Source organism: uncultured Agrobacterium sp., assembly GCA_913777615.1.
Taxonomy (GTDB): domain Bacteria; phylum Pseudomonadota; class Alphaproteobacteria; order Rhizobiales; family Rhizobiaceae; genus Agrobacterium.
Genome location: CAJYTK010000011.1, coordinates 143257 through 163486, shown reverse-complemented (window position 1 = coordinate 163486; position 20230 = coordinate 143257). Strand labels below are relative to the sequence as shown.

Here is a 20230-nt window from a genome sequence, read left to right as displayed (position 1 = left end):
CGTGCTCTGTTGGTTTGTCAGATCGGCGGAATTTTGCCGAGTGGAATGAAGCCGCTGACGGTAGCGCGGCCGCGATCAACCACGAGATCGACGGATGTGCGGTCGCCGCCGCCAGCCAGTGCGCCGAGAAGCTTGCGGGCGGTGTCGATGGTCGATTGAAGCTGCGGGAAGGCTTGCTTGGCATTGTCGGCCCAGTCGCCCAGCTTTTCGATTTCCAGCTTGAATTTGCCCGACAGATAACCCTGATCGTCAAAGGCAAACGGGCCGCTGATACGCATGATGCGACCTTCGCCAATATCGAGCATGACACGGCGTAGCTCGCCGCTTGCGCCGTAAAGCCCGGTCGTGTCGCTGCCGTCGATCATGCCGGCCTTGCCCGCAAGCGTCACGTCAGCGATGGCGTTAAGGCGTGGCAGAATCTGCGGCCAGCCTTGAAAGACTGTCGCAGCGTTGTTCAATGTTATGGCACCGTCGAGATCAGCACCGTTCTGGCGAAGATGGACTTCGGTCTTTGCTGCATCGAAGTCGATGGTCTGATTGGTGACGGAAGAGACAGCCTGCGCCTTCAACCCATCAATAACCAGCGAGGTGCGATCGATGCCCTTCAGCTTGGTCACTAGGCTTGATCGTAAATCCGCCCATTGCGCCGAAACGGTCAGCCCATGCGGTGTGCGAATTTCAGCTGGCGAATCCAGCTCCCAGACGATATGGCCCGGCGCGTAGACCTGTGCCGCCGAGCGCAGAGCGCCGAACGATGTCGTAACACCTGTTTTTTTATCTTCGACATTTACTTTTGAGCAAAAGAGGCCGATGCGGAAGGGATAACCGCGAAAGGCCATATCGGTGCATTCGCCCTGAATGCTGGAGGTGCCGCCCGGCGCGATGGCCTTGATCACAGTCTCTTCCAGCCGCTTGGCCGCATAAAACCAGCCAGCCGTGTAGATGGCGATGACAAGCACGATGCCGAGCCCGAGAAAAAGGAATTTTCTGCCTGTACGGGATTGGCTTGACGTTGCCATGATGATCTCCAATGCTGAGCGGCTTCGAATAGTGATTTGGCGTGCGATATGGACGATTTTTGGGTCTTTGGCTACGGTTCGCTGATGTGGAACCCCGGCTTCCCGTTTGAGGAGCGTCAGAGGGCGCGGTTGTTCGGCTACAGGCGAGCGCTCTGCATTCGCTCCAACCATTACCGCGGGACGGAGGAAAGACCGGGTCTGGTGCTGGGTCTTGAGCGCGGCGGCTCCTGCCTTGGCGTGGCTTTCCGGGTCAAGGCGTCGGGCCGCAAGCCCGTGCTCGATTACCTGCGAGAGCGAGAACTGGTGACGAATGTCTACAAGGAGCGCTTGATCATGGTGAGCCTTGAGGATGGTCGGCGGCTCAACGCACTGACTTATGTGGCTGACCCTTGCCACCCGCAATATGTCGGTGGACTGGAGGTGGATGATGCCGCCTCGATCATCCGCACGGCTGAAGGCAGTTCCGGACCCAATGCCGATTATGTCTTCAACACGGTGGAGCATCTGAAGGCCATCGGCATTCGCGATGCACTTCTGGAAAAAATCGCTGCTCATGTTGGGGATGGAGCCGAAGCGACGTAGTTCCAACCGAGATTTGCACGATCGGACAATAAAACGCCGCGGATATTTCGATCCGCGGCGTTTGTGTTTCAATCTTCGTCAGGACGAATGCGCTTCGGACGCCGGTGGCGGTGCCTCGCGGTGTTCGTCATGCTCCGCTACAGGCCGCTTGGTTCGCATCAGCGTCAGGACGAAGACGAAGAAGGCGGGCACGAAGAAGACGGCAAGAATTGTAGCCGAGATCATGCCGCCCAAAACGCCGGTGCCGATAGCGTTCTGGCTTGCCGCACTTGGGCCGGTCGCGATCGCCAGCGGTACGACGCCGAGCGTGAATGCAAGCGAGGTCATGATGATCGGGCGGAAGCGGACGCGTGCAGCCTGTACCGCCGAATCCAGCAGTGACTTGCCTTCCGCATAATAATCCTTGGCAAATTCGACGATCAGGATCGCGTTCTTTGCCGACAGGCCGATGATGGCAATCAGACCCACCTTGAAGTAGATGTCGTTCGGCATATCCCGAACCATGACGGCCAGCACCGAGCCGATGATGCCGAGCGGCACGACCAGCATCACCGAAAGTGGAATGGACCAGCTTTCGTATAGACCCGCAAGAAGCAGGAAGACGAAGAGAATGCTGAGGCCAAACAGGAATGGTGCCTGCGAGCCCGACTTGATCTCCTCAAGCGCCTGGCCCGTCCATTCGTAGCCGATACCGGCCGGAAGTTCCGAGGCGATGCGTTCCATTTCGGTGATGGCGGCGCCAGTGGAATTGCCGGGCGCCGGAGCGCCGGCGATACGGATCGTCGGATAGCCGTTATAGCCAACCACCTGCGGAGAACCCTTTTGCCACTGGGCGATTGCAAAGGAACTCAGGGGCACCATGCCGCCGCTTGCGTTGCGGACATTGAGCTTCAGCAAATCTTCCACCTGAAGACGGTCGCGATCCTGTGCCTGCACGATGACACGCTGCATACGACCGGCATTGGGGAAGTCGTTGATGTAGGACGAACCGAGATTGGCAGTGATGGTGTTGTTGATATCCGCAAATGTGACACCGAAGGTGTTGGCCTTTTCGCGGTCTATCACCAGCAGCACCTGGGCCGCATCCGGCAGACCTTCAATACGCATGCCGGTGAGGATCGGGCTTTTGCCGGCCTTCTGCATCAGTTCTGCAGCTGCGGCAGAAAGGGCCGCCTGGCCGATGCCGTTTCGGTCCTGCAGGCGGAAGGAGAAGCCGCCGGACGTGCCGAAGCCTTCAATGGGCGGAGGCGAAAGCGCAAAGGTCGTCGCATCCTTGAGGCCGAAGAGCTTCATGTTGGCACGGTTGGCGATATCCTGCGCCGAATTGCCTGCACCACGCTCGCTCCAGTCCTTCAATGTCACGAAGGCAAGGGCAGCGTTTGCGCCGTTACCGGAGAAGCTGAAGCCCTGGATCGCGACGATGTCCTTCACGGCAGGATCCGCCTTGAAGATGGTCTCGATCTGCTTGATGGAGGCGAGCGTACGGTTTGCGCTGGCCTCTGGCGGACCCTGGATATCGACGATCAGGAAGCCCTGATCCTCATCCGGGACGAAGGCGCTTGGCAGGCTAATGAAGAGGTAGCCGAGACCGGCGACCAGCGCCAGGTAGATCACCATCATCCGGCCTGCTCGCTTGGCAGTGGCCGTTGCTGTCTTCGTATAGCCATTCGTCAGGCTGTCGAACTTGCGGTTGAACCAGCCGCCAATTCCGCGCTTTTCATGATGCCCCTTGGGGATAGGCTTCAGGAAAGTGGCGCAAAGCGCTGGGGTCAGCGACAGGGCGAGGAAGGCGGAGAACAGGATCGACACCACCATGGTCAAGCTGAACTGGCGGTAGATGATACCCGTCGATCCGGGGAAGAATGCCATCGGAATGAAGACGCAGGCGAGAACCAGCGTAATACCGAGAATGGCGCCGGTGATCTGGCGCATGGCTTTCTGTGTGGCGGCTTTTGGAGACAGGCCCTCTTCGGCCATGATGCGCTCGACGTTCTCGACCACGACGATGGCGTCGTCGACGAGAATGCCGATGGCAAGTACCATGGCAAACATCGTTAGCACGTTAATGGAGAAGCCTGTCGCATACATGATGGCACAGGTGCCGAGCAGCGCTACCGGAACAACCAATGTCGGGATGACGGTGTAGCGGAAGTTCTGGAGGAAGACGAACATCACCACGAAGACGAGAATGATGGCTTCGACCAGCGTATGCAGTACCTTCTCGATCGACGCCGAAACGAACGGGCTGGTATCATAGGGAACGCTATAGGCAACGCCTGACGGGAAAAAGCGGGAAAGCTCCTCAAGCTTGGCCGTCACCGCTTTCGAGGTGGCGACTGCGTTGCCTGTCGATGATAGCTGGATACCGACGGCAGCGCTTGGCTGGCCGTTCAGACGGCTCGAAAAGTTGTAGGTCTCCGCACCGAGTTCGATGCGGGCGACGTCCTTCAAGCGGACCGAACTGCCATCCGGATTGGCGCGAAGAACGATGTTGCCGAATTCCTTCGTGTCTGTCAGCTGACCCTTGACGAGAACCGTCGCCGTCAGATCCTGGGACACGGGGTTAGGGGCGGCGCCGATCTGGCCGGCGGCGACCTGAGCGTTTTGTGCAGTAATCGCGTTATTGATATCGGCGGCCGTCAGGTTGAGACCAACGAGTTTGTCGGCGTCGATCCAGACGCGCATGGCGCGCTGGGCAGAGAAAAGCTGCGCACGGCCGACGCCATCGATACGGCGCAGTTCACCCAGAACGTTGCGGTTGAGATAATCGCCAAGCGCCACCTCGTCCATCGTCCCATCGGTGGAGGTAAGCGTAATGAACATGAGGAAGCCGGATGAGGCTTCTTCAACGGTCACGCCCTGGGAAGCGACGGCTCTTGGAAGGCGGGCTTCTACGCGGCGGATGGCGTTCTGCACATCGACCGATGCCTGGTTGATGTTGGTTCCGGCTTCGAACGTAGCGTTGATCGAGACCTGACCCGACGTATCCGACGTCGATTCGAAGTACATCAGGCCTTCGACACCGTTCAACTCGTCTTCAATGAGACGGGTCACGCCTTGATAGATTTCCTGCGGCGAGGCGCCCGGATAGCTGGTGGAGATCGTCAGCTGCGGCGGCGCCACCTTCGGATACTGCGCGATCGGCAGGAAGGGGATGGCGATAATGCCGGCAATCGAGATGAACAGCGCAAAGACCCAGGCAAGGATCGGCCGTCTGATGAATAGCTGTGCCATGAGGTGACCTTACTGCTTCGGCGCTTGCGCTGCGGCTTCGGCAGGCTGTTGCTGCTGCCAGGGTTCTGCAGCGATCTTGCCGCCCGGCTGAACTTTCTGCACGCCATCGACGATGATCTTCTCACCCGCTGACAGGCCCTTCTCGACAACCCACTCGGTGTCGAGAGCCTGCCCAAGCTCTATCGGGCGGGCTTCGGCAGTGCCGTCATCCTTGGCGATATAGACCATGGGCTTGCCCTCGGCGTTGCGAAGAACGGCGCGCTGGGGAATTGTGATGGCGTCCTGGCGCACGGCCTGTTCGATGCGCACGCGCACATACATGCCGGGCAGAAGGTTGCGCTTGGCGTTGGGGAATTCCGCACGCAGCGTCACCTGACCGGTGGTGGCATCGACGCTGGCGCTGGCAAAGAGCAGGCGGCCGGCATCTGCATAGACGGTGCCGTCATCGAAGACGAGACGCACGCTGGCCTGATCCGGTGCGGGGCTTGCGAGCTTGCCATCTTCGACAGCGCGCTTCAGCGCCAGCATGTCCTGCGCCGACTGCGTGAAGTCGGCGTAGATGGGATCGATCTGCTGGATGAGCGCAAGGTTCTGGGTTCCATCCGCCGTTACCAGCGCGCCTTCGGTCACAAGTGCCGCACCGATGATGCCGGTGATGGGTGCGCGAACTTCGGTATAGTCTAGATTGATCTTGGCTTCATCGAGTGCTGCCTGCTGAAGTGCGACATCGGCATCCGCCTGCGCCAGGTTTACAGCGGCGGTGTCGTACTCGATGCCGGTCGCGACATTGCGCTCGCGCAGCGTCTTCTGGCGTTCAAGCTGCTGGCGGGCATTGGCCTGCGTTGCCTGGGCGCGCTGGAGCGCCGCCTGGGCACTTTCCACTCGAACCTTGAAGAGCTTTGGATCGATGCGATAGAGAACGTCGTCCTTCTGCACCAGCGTGCCCTGCTGGAAGACGCGCTCCAGAAGAATACCGGAAACGCGGGCGCGCACTTCCGCCACACGCGTTGCGGCGACCCGACCCGGCAGCTCGTTGACCACGGGCACGGCGCGCGTCTTCAACTCAAGAACGCCGACCGCAGGCGGCGGCATCTGCATACCGCCTTCCTGCGCGTGCAGCGACGGTCCCGACAGCATGATCATGCTGCCAAGGAACAGGCTTGCAAGGCGTGGCAAAGCTTTTCTGCTCAGCATTTTATAAAGTCCTCGTCTTCATCGCTATCGAGCGATCGTCATTTTTTATCGGGTAGGGAAGCGTAGATGTCTTTGATGCCGTCGAGGATGTTGTGTCTCTCGCTGGTCTCCCAACGGTGGAAATCAAACAGTTCCATGCAACAGAGACCCGTCAGGGCAAGGTAGGCGAGAAGAGCCGCTTTCGGACGCGGCCCGGCTTTCATGGCTTCAAGGTCGGCCTTCGTCCATCCCCGCATGCGCTCATGAACATTTTCCTCGCTCGACATCGCGGCGGAAATGGCAAGACACACGGCTCGATCGATATCGTCCGGGGCCTCTTCTGCAAGGCTGATCCGGCCAAAAAGCTCGGGGTGGGGGGCCTCGCTGTGCGAGCCGACGGCTTCGCGGATGCGCGTTTCCTCGGCAGACATGTGCCGATCAATCAGAGCTTCCAGAAGCGCACTTTTGGACTTGTGGTCATAGACCACGCGCGACTTGCTGACGCCGGCCTCCTGCGCCACCGCGTCGATAGAAAGGCCCGCCGCGCCGTCCCGCATGACAACACGCTCGGCGGCGTCAAGAATATCGTCGGTGCTGATTTTACGGGTTCTAGCCATGAAACGTCCTTTGAAAATTTAAGTACGAACGTTCGTTTTTAAAATCAAGCAGTTTTTGATACCCGCTCAAGCGGAAGATGTGGAAGAAGATACAATTCTAATGTGGCTGAGAATATAATGGCTTATGGAGAGGAAGCGCTCAATATGCGCGGCTTCCGTAAATTCGCCTTTGCCTTGTTATCACGCAGAGTTGAGCATCAAGAGAGTGTTTGAGCCGCATTGATGGAGGAAACGAAGCGACGAGTCCTTTCTTGTTGCGGGCTGCGGAAAATGGCGTCGGAGGTGCCGGTCTCAACCACCTTTCCGGCTTCCAGGAACACGACGAGGCCAGCGATCGTCGAGGCAAGTCGAAGATCATGGGTTGCCATGACCATGGTGGTGCCTTCATGAGCCAATTGTCCCAGTACCTCGACCACTTCGGCTGACAATTCCGGATCGAGCGCTGAAGTAGGTTCGTCGCAGAGTAGGACCTTCGGCGAGGGAGCGAGAGCGCGGGCAATGGCGACGCGCTGCTGTTGGCCACCCGAAAGGTTCGCAGGCCAGGCATCCGCCTTGTGCGCCATGCCAACCTTTGTCAAAAGCTCCATCGCTCTCGCACGGGCCTTTTCCATCGACCACTTCTGCACGACGAGCAGGCCTTCCATGACATTCTCGATCGCGGTTCTGTGCGGGAAGAGCTGGAAGTTCTGAAATACCATGCCTGTCTGGCGGCGGATCTTCTGGATGTCCTGCCAGGCAACCTTGCGACCCTGCTGGAAGGAGACACTGTCCGCGCCGATGCGTACCGTGCCTTCGGTTGGCAGTTCAAGCAGGTTGATGCAGCGCAAAAGCGTGCTCTTGCCGCCACCCGAAGGACCGACAAGGGCCGTCACGCTGCCCTCTGGAAAGCTGAGTGAGATGTCCTTGAGGATCACCGCATCGCCGAAGCGCTTTTCGATGTTGTTAAGTTCGATCATCGGTTGCTCTCCATCATGCCGCCATATCGTGCAAAGCGGGTCTCAAGTCGCGCCTGAAGAGCTGACAGAACGGAGCTCAGCGCAAGATAGATGAGGGCTGCTTCGATATAGAGGATCAACGGCTCGTAGGTCGTAGCGACGATGCGCTGGGCGGATTGAAACAGTTCCGGCACGGTGATGGCTGCCGCAAGCGAGGTATCCTTGACCAGCGAGATAAAGGTGTTCGACAGAGGTGGAACCGCAACGCGTCCAGCCTGCGGCAGGATCGTGCGCTGCATGGCCTGGCGCCAGCTCATGCCGGTGGAGAAGGCGGCTTCCCACTGTCCTTTCGGCACGGACGAAATAGCGGCACGAATAATCTCGGACGTATAGGCGCCGACATTCAGCGTGAAGCCGATAAGCGCTGCGGGAAATGCATCGAGAAGAATGCCGATGCTCGGCAGACCGTAGAAGATAACGAAAAGCTGCACGAGAAGCGGCGTGCCTCGGATCACCCAGACATAAAAGCGGGCGAGCAGAGCAATCGGTGTCGGCCCGAACAGCCGCGCAACCGCGGTTGCAAGCCCAAGTGCCAGGCCGAGGACAAAGGATAGCAGGGTCAGCGGTATCGTGAACTTCACCCCGGCCCACAGAAGCGTGGGAAGTGAATCCATCATCAATTGCAGCCAGTGCGGCACGAAGAAACCCTCAAAACAAAAAGGAAGCCCGGCGCTGGCCGGACTTCGTCTGTGAATGATCAATGTCAGCAGAATATAGCAGATGCGGCGCGTCCGCTATTTAGAAAGCGCTTACTTGGAGACGTCCTGACCGAAATAGGTGTCGGAAATCTTCTTGTAGGTGCCATCAGCCTTGATGTCTGCGAGCGCCTTGTTGATTGCGGCAACCAGTTCATCATCGCCCTTGCGGACGATGATGCCCGAGTAGTCGGCATCCGGCTTTTCAGCCACGATCTTCACCGGGGCCTGCGGCTGCTTCTTCTTGAAATCCAGGAAGGACAGGCTGTCATTGACGGTCGCATCGGCGCGGCCGGTCAGAACCAGCTGGATGGACTGGTCGAAGCCATCCGTGCCGACGAGGTCAGCCCCCGCTTCGGTGGCAAGCTTGCCGAAGTTACTCGTCAGGGACTGTGCCGACTTCTTGCCCTTTAGGTCAGCGAAGCCCTTGATGTCGGTGTTCTTGTCGCTGACGATCAGCACGGCTTTCGAAGCAATGTAAGGCTCGGAGAAGGCGTATTTCTGCTTGCGCGCTTCTGTAATGCCAACCTGGTTGATGACGGCGTCATAGCGCTTGGAATCAAGGCCAGCGATCAGGCCATCCCACTTGCCCTCGATGAATTCCGGCTTCACCCCAAGCTTCTCGGCAACGGCCTGGCCAACCTCGACATCGAAACCGACAAGCTTGCCGCTGGCGTCGTGGAATGTGAAGGGAGCATAGGTACCTTCGGTGCCGATCTTGATGACGCCGGAGGACTTGATCTGATCGAGGTTCTCTCCTGCTGCAGAAGGAGAGATCATTATGGCGTGCAGCGCAACCGTGGTTACGGCCGTCGTCACGATTGTTTTGAACAAGCCCATTGGTATTCCTTTCCCTGTGTTCCGGATAACATCGCTCCGGTTGATGTCTCATCCCATAAAGCGTGACGCATTAAACGGCAGAAACATTCAAAAAGATGCGGCGTCGGAGAATATTTTTGCTGCATTTTTTAATCTCGTTGCGACCTGTGCAGACAATACCGCCCAGTCGCAGTTACAGACGGTTTCGATAACAATTTCCTATCGACGTAATCGGTAAATCCAACTTAAAACTATCACATCTATTGGCTAAGACATGAACCGCGAGGAGCGCCGCGCTGGCTCAATCCAGGAAGGTGGGATGATAGCGCGACGAAAGACGGGTCATATTATTTCCGCAACCGCTCCTCATTGAATTTGATGATTTGATTTAGCAAAGCAGGAGAACATCATGGACAATCCCAACGCCAGCGCGGGCAAATGTCCCGTCGCACACTCTTCCCCGCGTGGAAGAGGCAATCGTGACTGGTGGCCCGATCAGCTGGATATCCAGAAGCTTCACCAGCATTCCAGCCTGTCTGACCCGATGGGCAAGGACTTCGACTACGCGGAAGCGTTCAAGTCCCTCGACCTTGATGCCGTAAAGAGCGATCTTCATGCGCTGATGACGGATTCGCAGGATTGGTGGCCAGCCGACTTCGGTCATTACGGCGGTCTCTTCGTGCGCATGGCCTGGCACAGCGCAGGTACTTACCGCATCACCGATGGTCGCGGCGGTGCCGGCATGGGCCAGCAGCGTTTTGCGCCGCTCAACAGCTGGCCGGACAATGCCAACCTCGACAAGGCGCGCCGCCTTCTGTGGCCGATCAAGCAGAAATACGGCAACAAGATTTCCTGGGCCGACCTGATGATCCTGACGGGCAATGTCGCGCTCGAATCCATGGGCTTCAAGACCTTCGGTTTCGCCGGCGGTCGCGCAGACGTCTGGGAGCCGGAAGAGCTCTATTGGGGTCCGGAAGGCACATGGCTCGGCGATGAGCGCTATAGCGGCGAGCGCCAGCTCTCCGAACCGCTCGGCGCGGTGCAGATGGGTCTCATCTACGTCAACCCGGAAGGCCCGAACGGCAATCCGGATCCGGTTGCCGCAGCCCGCGATATCCGCGAGACCTTTGCCCGCATGGCGATGAACGACGAAGAAACGGTGGCGCTCATTGCAGGCGGCCACACCTTCGGCAAGACGCATGGTGCCGGCGACCCGTCGCTGATCGGCGCAGAGCCGGAAGGTGGCGCGCTTGAAGACCAGGGTCTCGGCTGGAAGAGCAAGTTCGGCACCGGCGTCGGCAAGGATGCCATTACCGGCGGACCGGAAGTGACCTGGACGCAGACGCCGACCCAATGGAGCAACTTCTTCTTCGAAAACCTCTTTGGTTTCGAGTGGGAACTGACCACGAGCCCGGCTGGTGCAAAGCAGTGGGTGGCGAAGAATGCAGAGCCGTCTATTCCCGATGCGTTCGATCCGTCGAAGAAGAAGCTGCCAACCATGCTGACGACGGATCTGTCGCTGCGTTTCGACCCGGAATATGAAAAGATTTCGCGTCGCTTCCTGGAGCATCCGGAACAGTTTGCCGATGCTTTCGCTCGCGCATGGTTCAAGCTGACCCATCGCGACATGGGTCCGAAGGTTCGCTACCTCGGTCCGGAGGTTCCCGCCGAAGACCTGATCTGGCAGGACGTCGTTCCAGCCGTCGACCATCCGCTGATCGACGATCAGGACATTGCCGAGTTGAAAGCAAAAGTTCTGGCGACCGGTCTTTCGGTTCAGGAATTGGTTTCCACTGCCTGGGCGTCTGCTTCGTCCTTCCGTGGTTCGGACAAGCGTGGCGGTGCCAATGGCGCACGCATTCGCCTGGAGCCGCAGAAGAACTGGGAGGCCAACCAGCCTGAGCAGCTGGCAAAGGTTCTGTCTGTTCTGGAAGGCGTCCAGCGTGACTTCAACGCGGCTCAGACGGGCGGCAAGCAGATATCGCTTGCCGATCTCATCGTGCTGGCAGGTGCTGCCGGAATCGAGAAGGCCGCGAAGGCTGGCGGACAGGATGTAACCGTACCTTTCACGCCTGGCCGCGCCGATGCCTCGCAGGAGCAGACCGATGTTGCCTCCTTCGCCGCACTCGAGCCACGCATCGATGGCTTCCGCAACTACGTCAACGAGAAGCGCCACCAGTTCATGAAGGCGGAGGAAGCACTGATCGACCGTGCGCACCTGTTGACCCTGACCGGTCCTGAAATGACGGCGCTCTTGGGTGGCCTTCGTGTTCTCAACGCCGGCAAGCCGGAACATGGCGTCTTCACCGATCGTCCCGAAGTTCTCACGAACGACTTCTTCGTCAACCTTCTCGACATGAGCACCCAGTGGGCGCCGGTCGCTGGAGAAAAGGGCATTTACGAGGGCCGCGATCGGAACACCAACGAGGTCAAGTGGACGGGTACCCGCGTCGATCTGATCTTCGGTTCGCATTCGCAACTGCGCGCCTTCGCCGAGGTCTATGCCTCTGCCGATGCCGGTCAGAAGTTCACCAAGGACTTCGTTGCCGCCTGGAACAAGGTGATGAACGCCGACCGCTTCGATCTCGTCTGAATTCAGAAGACAGGACATATGAAGGGGCGCGATGAAAGTCGCGCCCCTTTTCGTTTGTTCTGAAAAAGGAAAAAGCCATCCGCACGCGTCGGATGGCTTTCGCAGTTCTGCCCAGATAACGCTTAGAGCGTACCGTTGCGCTGCTGGATCATCATGTAGGTGTCATAGGTATATTCAGCGATCTGTGCCCAGAGATAGGCATCCTTCTTGAAGGCCTGCTGGCTTTCGTAGATCGCCTTGAAGTCTGCATTGACCGCTGAGATACCGGCATATGTCTCAACCGCTGCCTTGTGGCAGACATCAAGGATTTCCTGGCTGAAGGGACGGAGGATTGCGCCTTGAGCCACAAGCTCTTTGAGAGCCTTCGGGTTTTGCGTGTCGTAGCGCTCCAGCATATAGGCGTTGCCGGCGGCGCAGGCGTCTCTCAGAATGCGTTTGTAGTTTTCCGGAAGGCCATTGAACTTCTCCAGATTGATAAAGGCGTGAACCGCAGGGCCGCCCTCCCACCAGGCCGGATAATAATAATACTTTGCGACCTTGTAGAATCCGAGCTTTTGATCGTCATAGGGGCCGACGAACTCGGTTGCGTCGATCGTGCCTTTTTCAAGAGCTGCGTAGACATCACCGCCGGCGATCTGCTGTGGTGTAACGCCCACCTTCTGCATCACCTGACCGGCGAGACCGGCGATGCGCATCTTCAGACCTTTCAGGTCATCGATGGTGTTGATTTCCTTGCGGAACCAGCCACCCATCTGTGCGCCGGTATTGCCGAGCAGGATGGAGTAGATGTTGTGCTTGGCAAGAAACGCGTTCAGCAGGTCATTGCCGCCGCCCTGATTGAACCAGGCATTGGTCTGGCGGGCATTGAGGCCGAATGGAATTGCGGTGCCGAGCGCGAATGTCGGATCCTTGCCAACATAATAGTAGGAGCAGGTATGGGCCATCTCGACCGTACCAGCGCTGACTGCATCTGCTGCCTGGAGGGCCGGGACGATCTCGCCGCCAGCGAAATGCTGGATGACGAACTTGCCGCCTGAAGCTTCCTTTACATGGTCAGCAACCAGCTGCCCCGCGCCGAAGAGAATATCCAGCCCCTTGGTAAAGGAAGAGGTCATGCGCCATGTGATCTGCGGGTTTTCCTGCGCGATTGCGGGTGCGGCGAGTGCTGCTGCGGTGACGCCTGCGCCTGCGGCGCCTGCGTTTCTGATAAACGATCTGCGATCCATTACTGATTGCCTTGACTGAAGCTTCGGCGAACCGCTTGGTACGCCTCCCGCCGATGTAATAACCACGTCCGATTGCAGCCTTCAAGACAATAGTGGTGATATTTCGGCCAGCCTCGGGTAACCGCAGGTTGAGATCAGCGATCCGTCAGGATTTGCGTGCGGGGTCGTCGAGGGCGGGGTTGTAGAAAAGGGAAAGGGTCAGGCTTCTGGCGATGCGCTCAGCGGTCTGCATGAACCAACAATGCGCTTCTGACGTAGGTGCGATCTCATCCAGCGTCTGTGAAAACAGTGTCAGCCATTGAGGAAAGAGATCGGCGCTCATGCCGCTGACACCCACATGCGCCTGGACCGGTTTTCCACCATAGGCGCCCGACTTGAAGGCTACGGAAGACCAGAAGCTCTTCATCTTTTCCATGTGCTCCGGCCAGCGACCGGCAAGCTTATTGTCGAAGACCGATCCCAGCGCTTCATGCTCGCGGACACGCATATAGAAAGTCTCGACCAGCTGGGAGATTAACGCGACGTCGATACCCATGCGAGCCATGTCCTCTCGCGCACGTTGTTGCATTGCCATGCTGTGTGCGGCTCTTGCTTGCAGGTCTTCACTCATCAGTTAACGGTTCTGCCTCGGATTGGGTGGAACGCAAATATGGCATGGGTTGTTAACCATGCCACCGGTGGCCTCGCCGTCATTTACTTATTGCAAAGGGAAATGACCGAGTTTGGGCTCGCTGGAATGAATACCAGGAGCAATGGAAGATGGCCAGAATTCTGATTACCGAAGACGAAGACGCTCTGCGTACATTCGTGGCCCGGGCGCTTCGCCTGGATGGACATGAAACCCATGAAGCCGCCGATGGCGAACAAGGGTTTGAAAAATTGAGCGAGCAGGATTTCGATCTTCTGCTGTCCGATATCCGTATGCCTGTCATGGACGGTATCGAACTGGCCCATCGCGCCTCTACACAATATCCCAACCTCAAGATCCTGCTGATGACTGGCTACGCCGAACAGCGTGAACGCGCTGACGATCTCGTCACCAAGATCATTGATGTGGTTCCCAAACCCTTCGCATTGCCGGACATCCGTCTTGCCGTAGCCCGCGCTCTCGCAGCCTGACACATAAACCACTTTGCGCGCGACGGGTTCTTGAACCTGTCGCTTCTGCGGTTCTCGCTCTTTGCCTTTTTACAGGCCGCAGATTTTTGCATGCGCAGTTGCCGCACGCTCTTTAAAGGCATGAAAACACCCACCATATCCTTGTCAATCAAGCAGAGGCGATACTGTTCGCCGAGGCTTGACGGCATCTGCAAATGCAAAATGTACGATGTCGAAAAAGCGGTCTGCCGCTTACGGGGGCTCCAATCCCAACGTTCCGATCTGTGCCGAAAGCGGGCAGGCCGGCAAAGGAGGTTACGATATGAACATTGAAAAATACTCAGAGCGCGTGCGCGGATTTCTTCAATCCGCCCAGACCTATGCGCTGGCGCAGAATCATCAGCAGTTTGCTGCCGAACATGTCCTGAAAGCGCTGCTCGACGACGACCAGGGCATGGCGTCCTCGCTGATCGAACGTGCGGGCGGTAACGCCAAGGAAGCACGGCTTGCCAATGATGCCGCACTTGCAAAACTCCCCAAGGTTTCTGGCGGTGATGGCGGTCTTTCGCTGACGGCGCCGCTCGCAAAGGTGTTTGCAACCGCAGAAGATCTGTCCAAGAAGGCAGGCGACAGCTTCGTGACTGTCGAGCGCTTGCTTCAGGCTCTCGCCATTGAAACCTCTGCGTCGACATCCGCTTCGTTGAAGAAGGCTGGTGTCACGGCGCAGGCGCTAAATCAGGTCATCAACGATATCCGCAAGGGTAGAACGGCAGATAGTGCCAATGCCGAACAGGGCTTCGACGCGCTGAAGAAATTCGCTCGCGACCTGACGGAGGAAGCACGCGAAGGCAGGCTCGACCCGGTCATTGGTCGCGATGACGAAATTCGACGCACGATCCAGGTCTTGTCGCGCCGTACGAAGAACAATCCCGTTCTGATTGGTGAGCCGGGCGTCGGTAAAACGGCGATTGCCGAGGGCTTGGCGCTACGCATCATCAATGGTGACGTGCCGGAAAGCCTGAAAGACAAAAAGCTGATGGCGCTCGACATGGGCGCGCTGATTGCCGGTGCAAAATATCGCGGCGAATTCGAAGAGCGTCTGAAGGCTGTCCTGAACGAGGTTCAGGCCGAAGCCGGCGGCATTATTCTCTTCATCGACGAAATGCACACGCTGGTCGGAGCAGGAAAGGCGGATGGCGCGATGGATGCGTCGAACCTTCTAAAGCCAGCCCTTGCCCGCGGCGAACTGCACTGCGTCGGCGCAACCACGCTGGATGAGTATCGCAAGCATGTGGAGAAGGATCCGGCCCTTGCCCGGCGCTTTCAGCCTGTCATCGTCGATGAACCGACGGTCGAGGACACGATCTCGATTCTGCGCGGTCTGAAGGAAAAATATGAGCAGCACCATAAGGTCCGCATCTCGGATTCGGCTCTGGTGGCGGCGGCTCAGCTTTCCAACCGCTATATCACCGATCGCTTCCTGCCAGACAAGGCAATCGACTTGATGGACGAAGCCGCATCGCGTCTTCGCATGCAGGTTGATTCCAAGCCGGAGGAACTGGACGAACTGGATCGTCGTATCATCCAGCTCAAGATCGAGCGCGAAGCCTTGAAGCAGGAGACGGATGCGTCCTCGGCTGATCGGCTGAAGAAGCTCGAAGATGAGTTGACCGACACTGAAGAGAAGGCCGATGCCCTGACGGCCCGTTGGCAGGCTGAGAAACAGAAACTCGGCCACGCAGCGGATCTGAAGAAGCAACTTGACGAAGCTCGCAACGAATTGGCGATTGCCCAGCGCAACGGTCAGTTCCAGCGTGCAGGTGAGTTGACCTATGGCATCATTCCGGGATTGGAAAAGGAACTGGCTGCGGCGGAAGAGCGCGATGGCAGCGGTGCAGCTTCCATGGTGCAGGAAGTGGTGACCGCGGACAATATCGCTCACGTCGTCTCTCGATGGACCGGCATTCCAGTCGATAAGATGCTGGAAGGTCAGCGTGAAAAGCTTCTGCGCATGGAAGACGAGCTCGGCAAGTCCGTGGTCGGCCAGGGTGAAGCGGTTCAGGCTGTATCGAAGGCAGTGCGCCGTGCGCGTGCCGGCCTACAGGACCCGAACCGTCCCATCGGCTCCTTCATCTTCCTCGGCCCAACGGGTGTGGGTAAGACGGAGCTGACGAAGGCTTTGGCACGTTTCCTTTTCGATGACGAAACCGCGATGGTTCGCCTCGACATGTCGGAATATATGGAGAAGCACTCCGTTGCCCGGCTGATCGGTGCGCCTCCCGGCTACGTCGGCTATGAAGAGGGTGGCGCATTGACGGAAGCGGTTCGCCGCCGTCCGTACCAGGTCGTTCTGTTCGACGAAATTGAGAAGGCGCATCCGGACGTCTTCAACGTGCTCTTGCAGGTGCTGGATGACGGTCGCTTGACCGATGGTCAGGGCCGCACGGTCGATTTCAAGAACACCATCATCATCATGACCTCGAACCTCGGTTCTGAGTTCCTGACACAGATGGGTGACAGCGACACGGTCGACTCTGTCCGCGAAATGGTGATGGAACGCGTGCGCGGTCATTTCCGCCCCGAGTTCCTGAACCGTATCGACGATATCATTCTCTTCCATCGCCTGCATCGCGATGAAATGGGTGCGATTGTCGATATCCAGCTTCGCCGCCTCGTATCGTTGCTGAGCGATCGCAAGATCACGCTCGATCTGGACGAGGATGCACGGATCTGGCTCGCCAACAAGGGTTATGATCCCGCCTATGGTGCGCGCCCGTTGAAGCGCGTCATTCAGAAGTCCGTTCAGGACAGGCTGGCCGAAATGATCCTCGGTGGCGAGGTTCCCGATGGTTCGACCGTCAAGGTGACCTCCGGTACCGACAGGCTGCTGTTCAAGGTCAGGCCAAATTCGGCGCATGATGGCGTGGCAGACGCCGCCTGATATGATTAAGGGCTCCTTCGGGAGCCCTTTTTCGTTTCACTGTCCCCTGAACAGAGAAAGCGTTATTCCGCGTCGCCAGTGACGACGCCGACGAAAGGCAGTTCGCGGAACGCGTAAGCCACATCCATTCCGTAGCCGACGACGAAGTAATCGGGGCATTCGAAGCCGACGAAATCTGCCTCCAGATCTTCCTTCCGCTTGACCTTCTTGTCCAGCAGCACTGCGATGGACACGTTGTGAGCGCCACGCTCGTAAAGCAGTTCTTTGGCAAAGCGGAGTGTGCGGCCGGATTCGAGAATATCGTCGATCAGAAGAACGTCGCGATCCTTCACGTCGCTGTCGATATCCTTGACGATCTTTACGCCCTGCGAAACCGTGCCGGTGCCGTAGCTGGACAGTGTGATGAACTCGACTTCCGGGGCAAGGCCGCTGTCGTGCAGTGCGCGGATCAAGTCGGCGGCGAAAATGAAGGAGCCCTTCAGCACCGCGATCACCAGCAGGTCCTTCGTTGGTCCCTGAGCAATATGCTTTGCCATATCCCGGTTACGCTCGGCGATCTGGTCGGCGGTGTAAAGCGGCTCGATGTTTTTTCCACGAACGACGGGCATATCTTCTCCTGCATTGCTTCGCAGCCAGCGACAGTTTGCCGGCGGGTGGAATGAAGCGCGTGCGGTAGCACAGTCAGCGCGCGGACGCATCCGTTTCGACGAAGGAAAGCTTGATTTCGGGCGTTTTTCCACCGGGATAGCGCAGTTTTGCCGAAAAGCCGTGGCTGAGGCGGGGGCCAACTTCTTTCACGGGAGGCTCGATCAACATGCTGGCAACCTTCTCACCTTTTGCCGCGAAGAGATCGGCGCGGATGGCAGGAATTTCCTGAATGTCGGCCGTGCTGTTTTCGACGATGCCGTTGATGACAAGCACTTCCATGCCGCCAGCGTCTTGTGGCGTGATGCTGACGTGGCTGATGGCCAGCGGTTCCGGCAAGGCGGCGATGGCTTGATGCTGCGTAGGAACAACCGAAAAGCCGCCGGACAGTATGAACATGCCGACCGCTGCGGCGGCGACCACCGCCGAGTATCCATCGACGGAAAGTGAGGAAAGCTTGCGGTCGACCCATGCGATCATCGCTTGAAACGTGTCGACCGCGCCGACCGGCTTTACCTTGCCTTGTTGATAAACGGCGCGGCGATTATCGTTTCCATAGTCACGGTAAAGCGTTTCCTTTACCGTCACAAACTCGGCATCGATCGTCTCATGCTGCACTCTCCTGCCGGTCTTCGGGCGAGGGGCGGGCATGTCCGGCATCAAAAGGTCGTAATCATGTGCCGTGTGGTTGCGGAATGGACGGAACATAGCCATGGAGTTCCCTTGGTCAGGTTTTCAGCCCGGGTGTTACCAGGCATTGAAAGGAATCTTGTCCAGTCGTAAATTTAATTGGTTAACGCTTCGCAAAGATTGCTTGCATCGTGCCGGGCTTCCGGCTGTTTGCAGTTGGCGCTAAGAAGCGGCGGAGCCGGTGCCGGGTCGGAAGAGAAAGAGACTGGAAAAACGTTGATCCATTTCGAAAATGTCGGGCTGCGTTATGGCATGGGACCTGAAATTCTAAGGGACATGACCTTCGATATTCCCAAAGGTTCTTTCCAGTTTCTGACCGGCCCATCGGGTGCGGGCAAGACGACGCTGCTGCGTTTGTTGCTGATGTCGCTGCAGCCGACGCGGGGTCACATCCGCATGTTCAACCGGGATATTTCGCGCATACCGCGTAGCGAACTTCCCATGCTGCGCCGGCGTGTCGGTATCGTTTTTCAGGATTTCCGTCTTCTCGACCACCTCACGACCTATGAGAATGTTGCGTTGCCCTTACGGGTTCGCGGCAAGGATGAGAGCGCCTATCGCAATGATGTGATCGAGTTGTTGAAGTGGGTTGGGCTTGGAGAGCGCGTCAACGTTCTTCCCGCCATTCTCTCCGGTGGTGAGAAGCAGCGTGCGGCCATTGCCCGCGCGTTGATGGACCAGCCGGAAATTCTCCTTGCCGATGAGCCGACAGGTAACGTCGATCCGCCGATGGCCAAGCGGCTCCTCAACCTCTTTCTCGAACTCAATAGGCTGGGGACTGCAGTCGTCATCGCAACGCATGATTTCGCTTTGATGGATCAGGTCGATGCTCGCCGGATGATTTTGACCGAAGGGCGGCTCGACATCTATGAATGAGATGACCCGTAAGACGCCGAATCCGAAAGCGCCGCCGCAAAGCGCGCCGCAGATGCGCATCCGCCCTATGGCGCCAATTCTTCCGCAGTCCAACATTCAAGGCAATGCGCTGATCGTCGTCATCGCCATCATGGCATTCCTCGCCTGTCTGACGCTTGGTGCCGTGAGCATGGTACGCGCCACCGCGGGTAGCTGGCAGAGCCAGATCTCGCGTGAGATCACCATTCAAATCAAGCCTGAAGAGGGGCTCGATATGAACGCGGCGCTTAACAAGGCTCGTAATCTTGCGCTGGGTTTCGTCGGCACGCGCGAAGGCACGATCATGGACGATGCCGCGACAAGCCGGCTTTTGGAGCCATGGCTTGGTTCGGGGCTCGATCTTTCCGAATTACCGGTGCCGCGTCTTGTCATCATCACCATCGATGAAAACAATCCGCCGGATTTCGAAGCCATGCGGGCAATGCTGAAAACCGAGATCCCGCAAGCCTTTCTGGACGACCACCGCACCTGGGTGGATCGTCTGGTCTCCATGGCCCATACCACCGTAATGATCGGGGTAGGTGTGCTGGTGCTCGTCTTTACCGCCATGGTGCTGACGGTGATCTTCGCCACACGTGGCGCACTGTCCGGCAATCGGCATATCGTTGAAGTACTACATTTCGTCGGCGCGGAGAGCGGCTTCGTAGCGCGCGAATTTCAGAAACATTTTCTCAAGATCAGTCTTAAAGGATCGGGTGCTGGCAGCGCGGTGGCCGCGCTGGTGTTTCTTGCTGCAGGCTTCTGGCAATCGCGTTCGCTTGCCACGCCGCAAAGCGATCAGGCAACGGCCTTGTTCGGCACCTTTTCCGTCGGCTTCGAAGGTTATCTCGGTATCCTTGCCACCATGATCATCATTTCTCTGCTGACGACTGTAACGGCGCGGATGACAGTCATCCGCACGATTGACGAAATAGACCGCATCCGCTCAGACCCGTCGAAGAGCGAGGGCTTATAGGCGCTGATGGTGAGGCGGGCTACAACCGCCTGT

The 20230-nt window shown here is 58.0% G+C and carries 17 protein-coding genes; 6 read left to right on the top strand and 11 right to left on the bottom strand.

The window, feature by feature from the left end; translation table 11 throughout:
- Nucleotides 1–17: 17 nt before the first annotated feature.
- Nucleotides 18–1019 (bottom strand): DUF2125 domain-containing protein, encoded by a 1002-nt coding sequence (locus tag QZ862_RS09865; RefSeq protein WP_296099470.1) that lies wholly within the window; start codon nucleotides 1017–1019, stop codon nucleotides 18–20.
- Nucleotides 1020–1067: 48 nt separating this feature from the next.
- Here QZ862_RS09865 and QZ862_RS09860 point away from each other — a divergent pair, with 48 nt between their 5' ends.
- Nucleotides 1068–1601 carry a gamma-glutamylcyclotransferase gene (locus QZ862_RS09860; RefSeq protein WP_112953097.1) on the top strand — a complete coding sequence of 178 codons (534 nt, stop codon included), beginning with the start codon at nucleotides 1068–1070 and terminating at the stop codon, nucleotides 1599–1601.
- Between the two features lie 78 nt (nucleotides 1602–1679).
- On the opposite strand, the gene QZ862_RS09855 is transcribed toward QZ862_RS09860, so the two are convergent.
- The 6 genes from QZ862_RS09855 to QZ862_RS09830 all read right to left on the bottom strand — a co-directional run bounded on the left by QZ862_RS09855 (nucleotide 1680) and on the right by QZ862_RS09830 (nucleotide 9155).
- Nucleotides 1680–4835, bottom strand: a complete 3156-nt coding sequence (locus QZ862_RS09855; RefSeq protein ID WP_296099468.1) for an efflux RND transporter permease subunit — start codon at nucleotides 4833–4835, stop codon at nucleotides 1680–1682.
- Between the two features lie 9 nt (nucleotides 4836–4844).
- Entirely contained in the window at nucleotides 4845–5978 is a 1134-nt protein-coding gene (locus QZ862_RS09850; protein WP_296018141.1) for an efflux RND transporter periplasmic adaptor subunit, read from the bottom strand.
- Between the two features lie 89 nt (nucleotides 5979–6067).
- Nucleotides 6068–6625 (bottom strand): TetR/AcrR family transcriptional regulator, encoded by a 558-nt coding sequence (locus tag QZ862_RS09845; RefSeq protein ID WP_112953094.1) that lies wholly within the window; start codon nucleotides 6623–6625, stop codon nucleotides 6068–6070.
- A gap of 197 nt (nucleotides 6626–6822) precedes the next feature.
- Nucleotides 6823–7581 carry an amino acid ABC transporter ATP-binding protein gene (locus QZ862_RS09840; RefSeq protein WP_296018062.1) on the bottom strand — a complete coding sequence of 253 codons (759 nt, stop codon included), beginning with the start codon at nucleotides 7579–7581 and terminating at the stop codon, nucleotides 6823–6825.
- Nucleotides 7578–8258, bottom strand: coding sequence for an amino acid ABC transporter permease (locus QZ862_RS09835; protein ID WP_296018060.1), 681 nt, complete (start codon nucleotides 8256–8258; stop codon nucleotides 7578–7580). The genes QZ862_RS09840 and QZ862_RS09835 overlap by 4 nt, the downstream gene beginning before the upstream one ends.
- A 111-nt stretch (nucleotides 8259–8369) precedes the next feature.
- A complete protein-coding gene (locus QZ862_RS09830; protein WP_296099465.1) occupies nucleotides 8370–9155 on the bottom strand; it encodes an amino acid ABC transporter substrate-binding protein in 786 nt (261 codons plus the stop codon).
- 388 nt (nucleotides 9156–9543) lie between these two features.
- Between QZ862_RS09830 and katG the strand changes: the two genes are divergently transcribed.
- Nucleotides 9544–11727 (top strand): catalase/peroxidase HPI, encoded by a 2184-nt coding sequence (gene katG / locus QZ862_RS09825; protein WP_296099462.1) that lies wholly within the window; start codon nucleotides 9544–9546, stop codon nucleotides 11725–11727.
- A gap of 122 nt (nucleotides 11728–11849) precedes the next feature.
- Here katG and QZ862_RS09820 read toward each other — a convergent pair whose 3' ends face one another.
- Entirely contained in the window at nucleotides 11850–12953 is a 1104-nt protein-coding gene (locus QZ862_RS09820) for a TRAP transporter substrate-binding protein (RefSeq protein WP_296018054.1), read from the bottom strand.
- A gap of 145 nt (nucleotides 12954–13098) precedes the next feature.
- Nucleotides 13099–13563 carry a truncated hemoglobin gene (locus QZ862_RS09815; protein ID WP_296099459.1) on the bottom strand — a complete coding sequence of 155 codons (465 nt, stop codon included), beginning with the start codon at nucleotides 13561–13563 and terminating at the stop codon, nucleotides 13099–13101.
- A 149-nt stretch (nucleotides 13564–13712) separates the two neighbouring features.
- Here QZ862_RS09815 and QZ862_RS09810 point away from each other — a divergent pair, with 149 nt between their 5' ends.
- Together QZ862_RS09810 and clpB are read left to right on the top strand one after the other, a co-directional pair.
- A complete protein-coding gene (locus QZ862_RS09810) occupies nucleotides 13713–14072 on the top strand; it encodes a response regulator (RefSeq protein WP_062427616.1) in 360 nt (119 codons plus the stop codon).
- 301 nt (nucleotides 14073–14373) lie between these two features.
- Nucleotides 14374–16992 (top strand): ATP-dependent chaperone ClpB, encoded by a 2619-nt coding sequence (clpB, locus tag QZ862_RS09805; RefSeq protein ID WP_296099457.1) that lies wholly within the window; start codon nucleotides 14374–14376, stop codon nucleotides 16990–16992.
- 62 nt (nucleotides 16993–17054) lie between these two features.
- Here the strand turns inward: clpB and hpt are convergent, their stop codons facing one another.
- Together hpt and QZ862_RS09795 are read right to left on the bottom strand one after the other, a co-directional pair.
- A complete protein-coding gene (hpt, locus tag QZ862_RS09800) occupies nucleotides 17055–17600 on the bottom strand; it encodes a hypoxanthine phosphoribosyltransferase (protein WP_296099454.1) in 546 nt (181 codons plus the stop codon).
- A gap of 73 nt (nucleotides 17601–17673) precedes the next feature.
- A complete protein-coding gene (locus tag QZ862_RS09795; RefSeq protein ID WP_296099884.1) occupies nucleotides 17674–18345 on the bottom strand; it encodes a hypothetical protein in 672 nt (223 codons plus the stop codon).
- Between the two features lie 198 nt (nucleotides 18346–18543).
- On the opposite strand from QZ862_RS09795, the gene ftsE reads away from it, so the two are divergent.
- Together ftsE and QZ862_RS09785 are read left to right on the top strand one after the other, a co-directional pair.
- Nucleotides 18544–19203 carry a cell division ATP-binding protein FtsE gene (gene ftsE, locus QZ862_RS09790; protein WP_296018044.1) on the top strand — a complete coding sequence of 220 codons (660 nt, stop codon included), beginning with the start codon at nucleotides 18544–18546 and terminating at the stop codon, nucleotides 19201–19203.
- A complete protein-coding gene (locus tag QZ862_RS09785; protein WP_296018042.1) occupies nucleotides 19196–20197 on the top strand; it encodes an ABC transporter permease in 1002 nt (333 codons plus the stop codon). Before ftsE ends, QZ862_RS09785 begins: the two co-directional genes overlap by 8 nt.
- The last annotated feature ends 33 nt before the right edge of the window (nucleotides 20198–20230 follow it).

Coding starts and splice junctions, on each gene's coding strand:
- QZ862_RS09865 (WP_296099470.1), bottom strand. CDS start 1,019: ATGGCAACGTCAAGCCAATCCCGTACAGGCAGAAAATTCCTTTTTCTC.
- QZ862_RS09860 (WP_112953097.1), top strand. CDS start 1,068: ATGGACGATTTTTGGGTCTTTGGCTACGGTTCGCTGATGTGGAACCCC.
- QZ862_RS09855 (WP_296099468.1), bottom strand. CDS start 4,835: ATGGCACAGCTATTCATCAGACGGCCGATCCTTGCCTGGGTCTTTGCG.
- QZ862_RS09850 (WP_296018141.1), bottom strand. CDS start 5,978: ATGATCATGCTGTCGGGACCGTCGCTGCACGCGCAGGAAGGCGGTATG.
- QZ862_RS09845 (WP_112953094.1), bottom strand. CDS start 6,625: ATGGCTAGAACCCGTAAAATCAGCACCGACGATATTCTTGACGCCGCC.
- QZ862_RS09840 (WP_296018062.1), bottom strand. CDS start 7,581: ATGATCGAACTTAACAACATCGAAAAGCGCTTCGGCGATGCGGTGATC.
- QZ862_RS09830 (WP_296099465.1), bottom strand. CDS start 9,155: ATGGGCTTGTTCAAAACAATCGTGACGACGGCCGTAACCACGGTTGCG.
- katG (WP_296099462.1), top strand. CDS start 9,544: ATGGACAATCCCAACGCCAGCGCGGGCAAATGTCCCGTCGCACACTCT.
- QZ862_RS09820 (WP_296018054.1), bottom strand. CDS start 12,953: ATGGATCGCAGATCGTTTATCAGAAACGCAGGCGCCGCAGGCGCAGGC.
- QZ862_RS09815 (WP_296099459.1), bottom strand. CDS start 13,563: ATGAGTGAAGACCTGCAAGCAAGAGCCGCACACAGCATGGCAATGCAA.
- QZ862_RS09810 (WP_062427616.1), top strand. CDS start 13,713: ATGGCCAGAATTCTGATTACCGAAGACGAAGACGCTCTGCGTACATTC.
- clpB (WP_296099457.1), top strand. CDS start 14,374: ATGAACATTGAAAAATACTCAGAGCGCGTGCGCGGATTTCTTCAATCC.
- hpt (WP_296099454.1), bottom strand. CDS start 17,600: ATGCCCGTCGTTCGTGGAAAAAACATCGAGCCGCTTTACACCGCCGAC.
- QZ862_RS09795 (WP_296099884.1), bottom strand. CDS start 18,345: ATGTTCCGTCCATTCCGCAACCACACGGCACATGATTACGACCTTTTG.
- QZ862_RS09785 (WP_296018042.1), top strand. CDS start 19,196: ATGAATGAGATGACCCGTAAGACGCCGAATCCGAAAGCGCCGCCGCAA.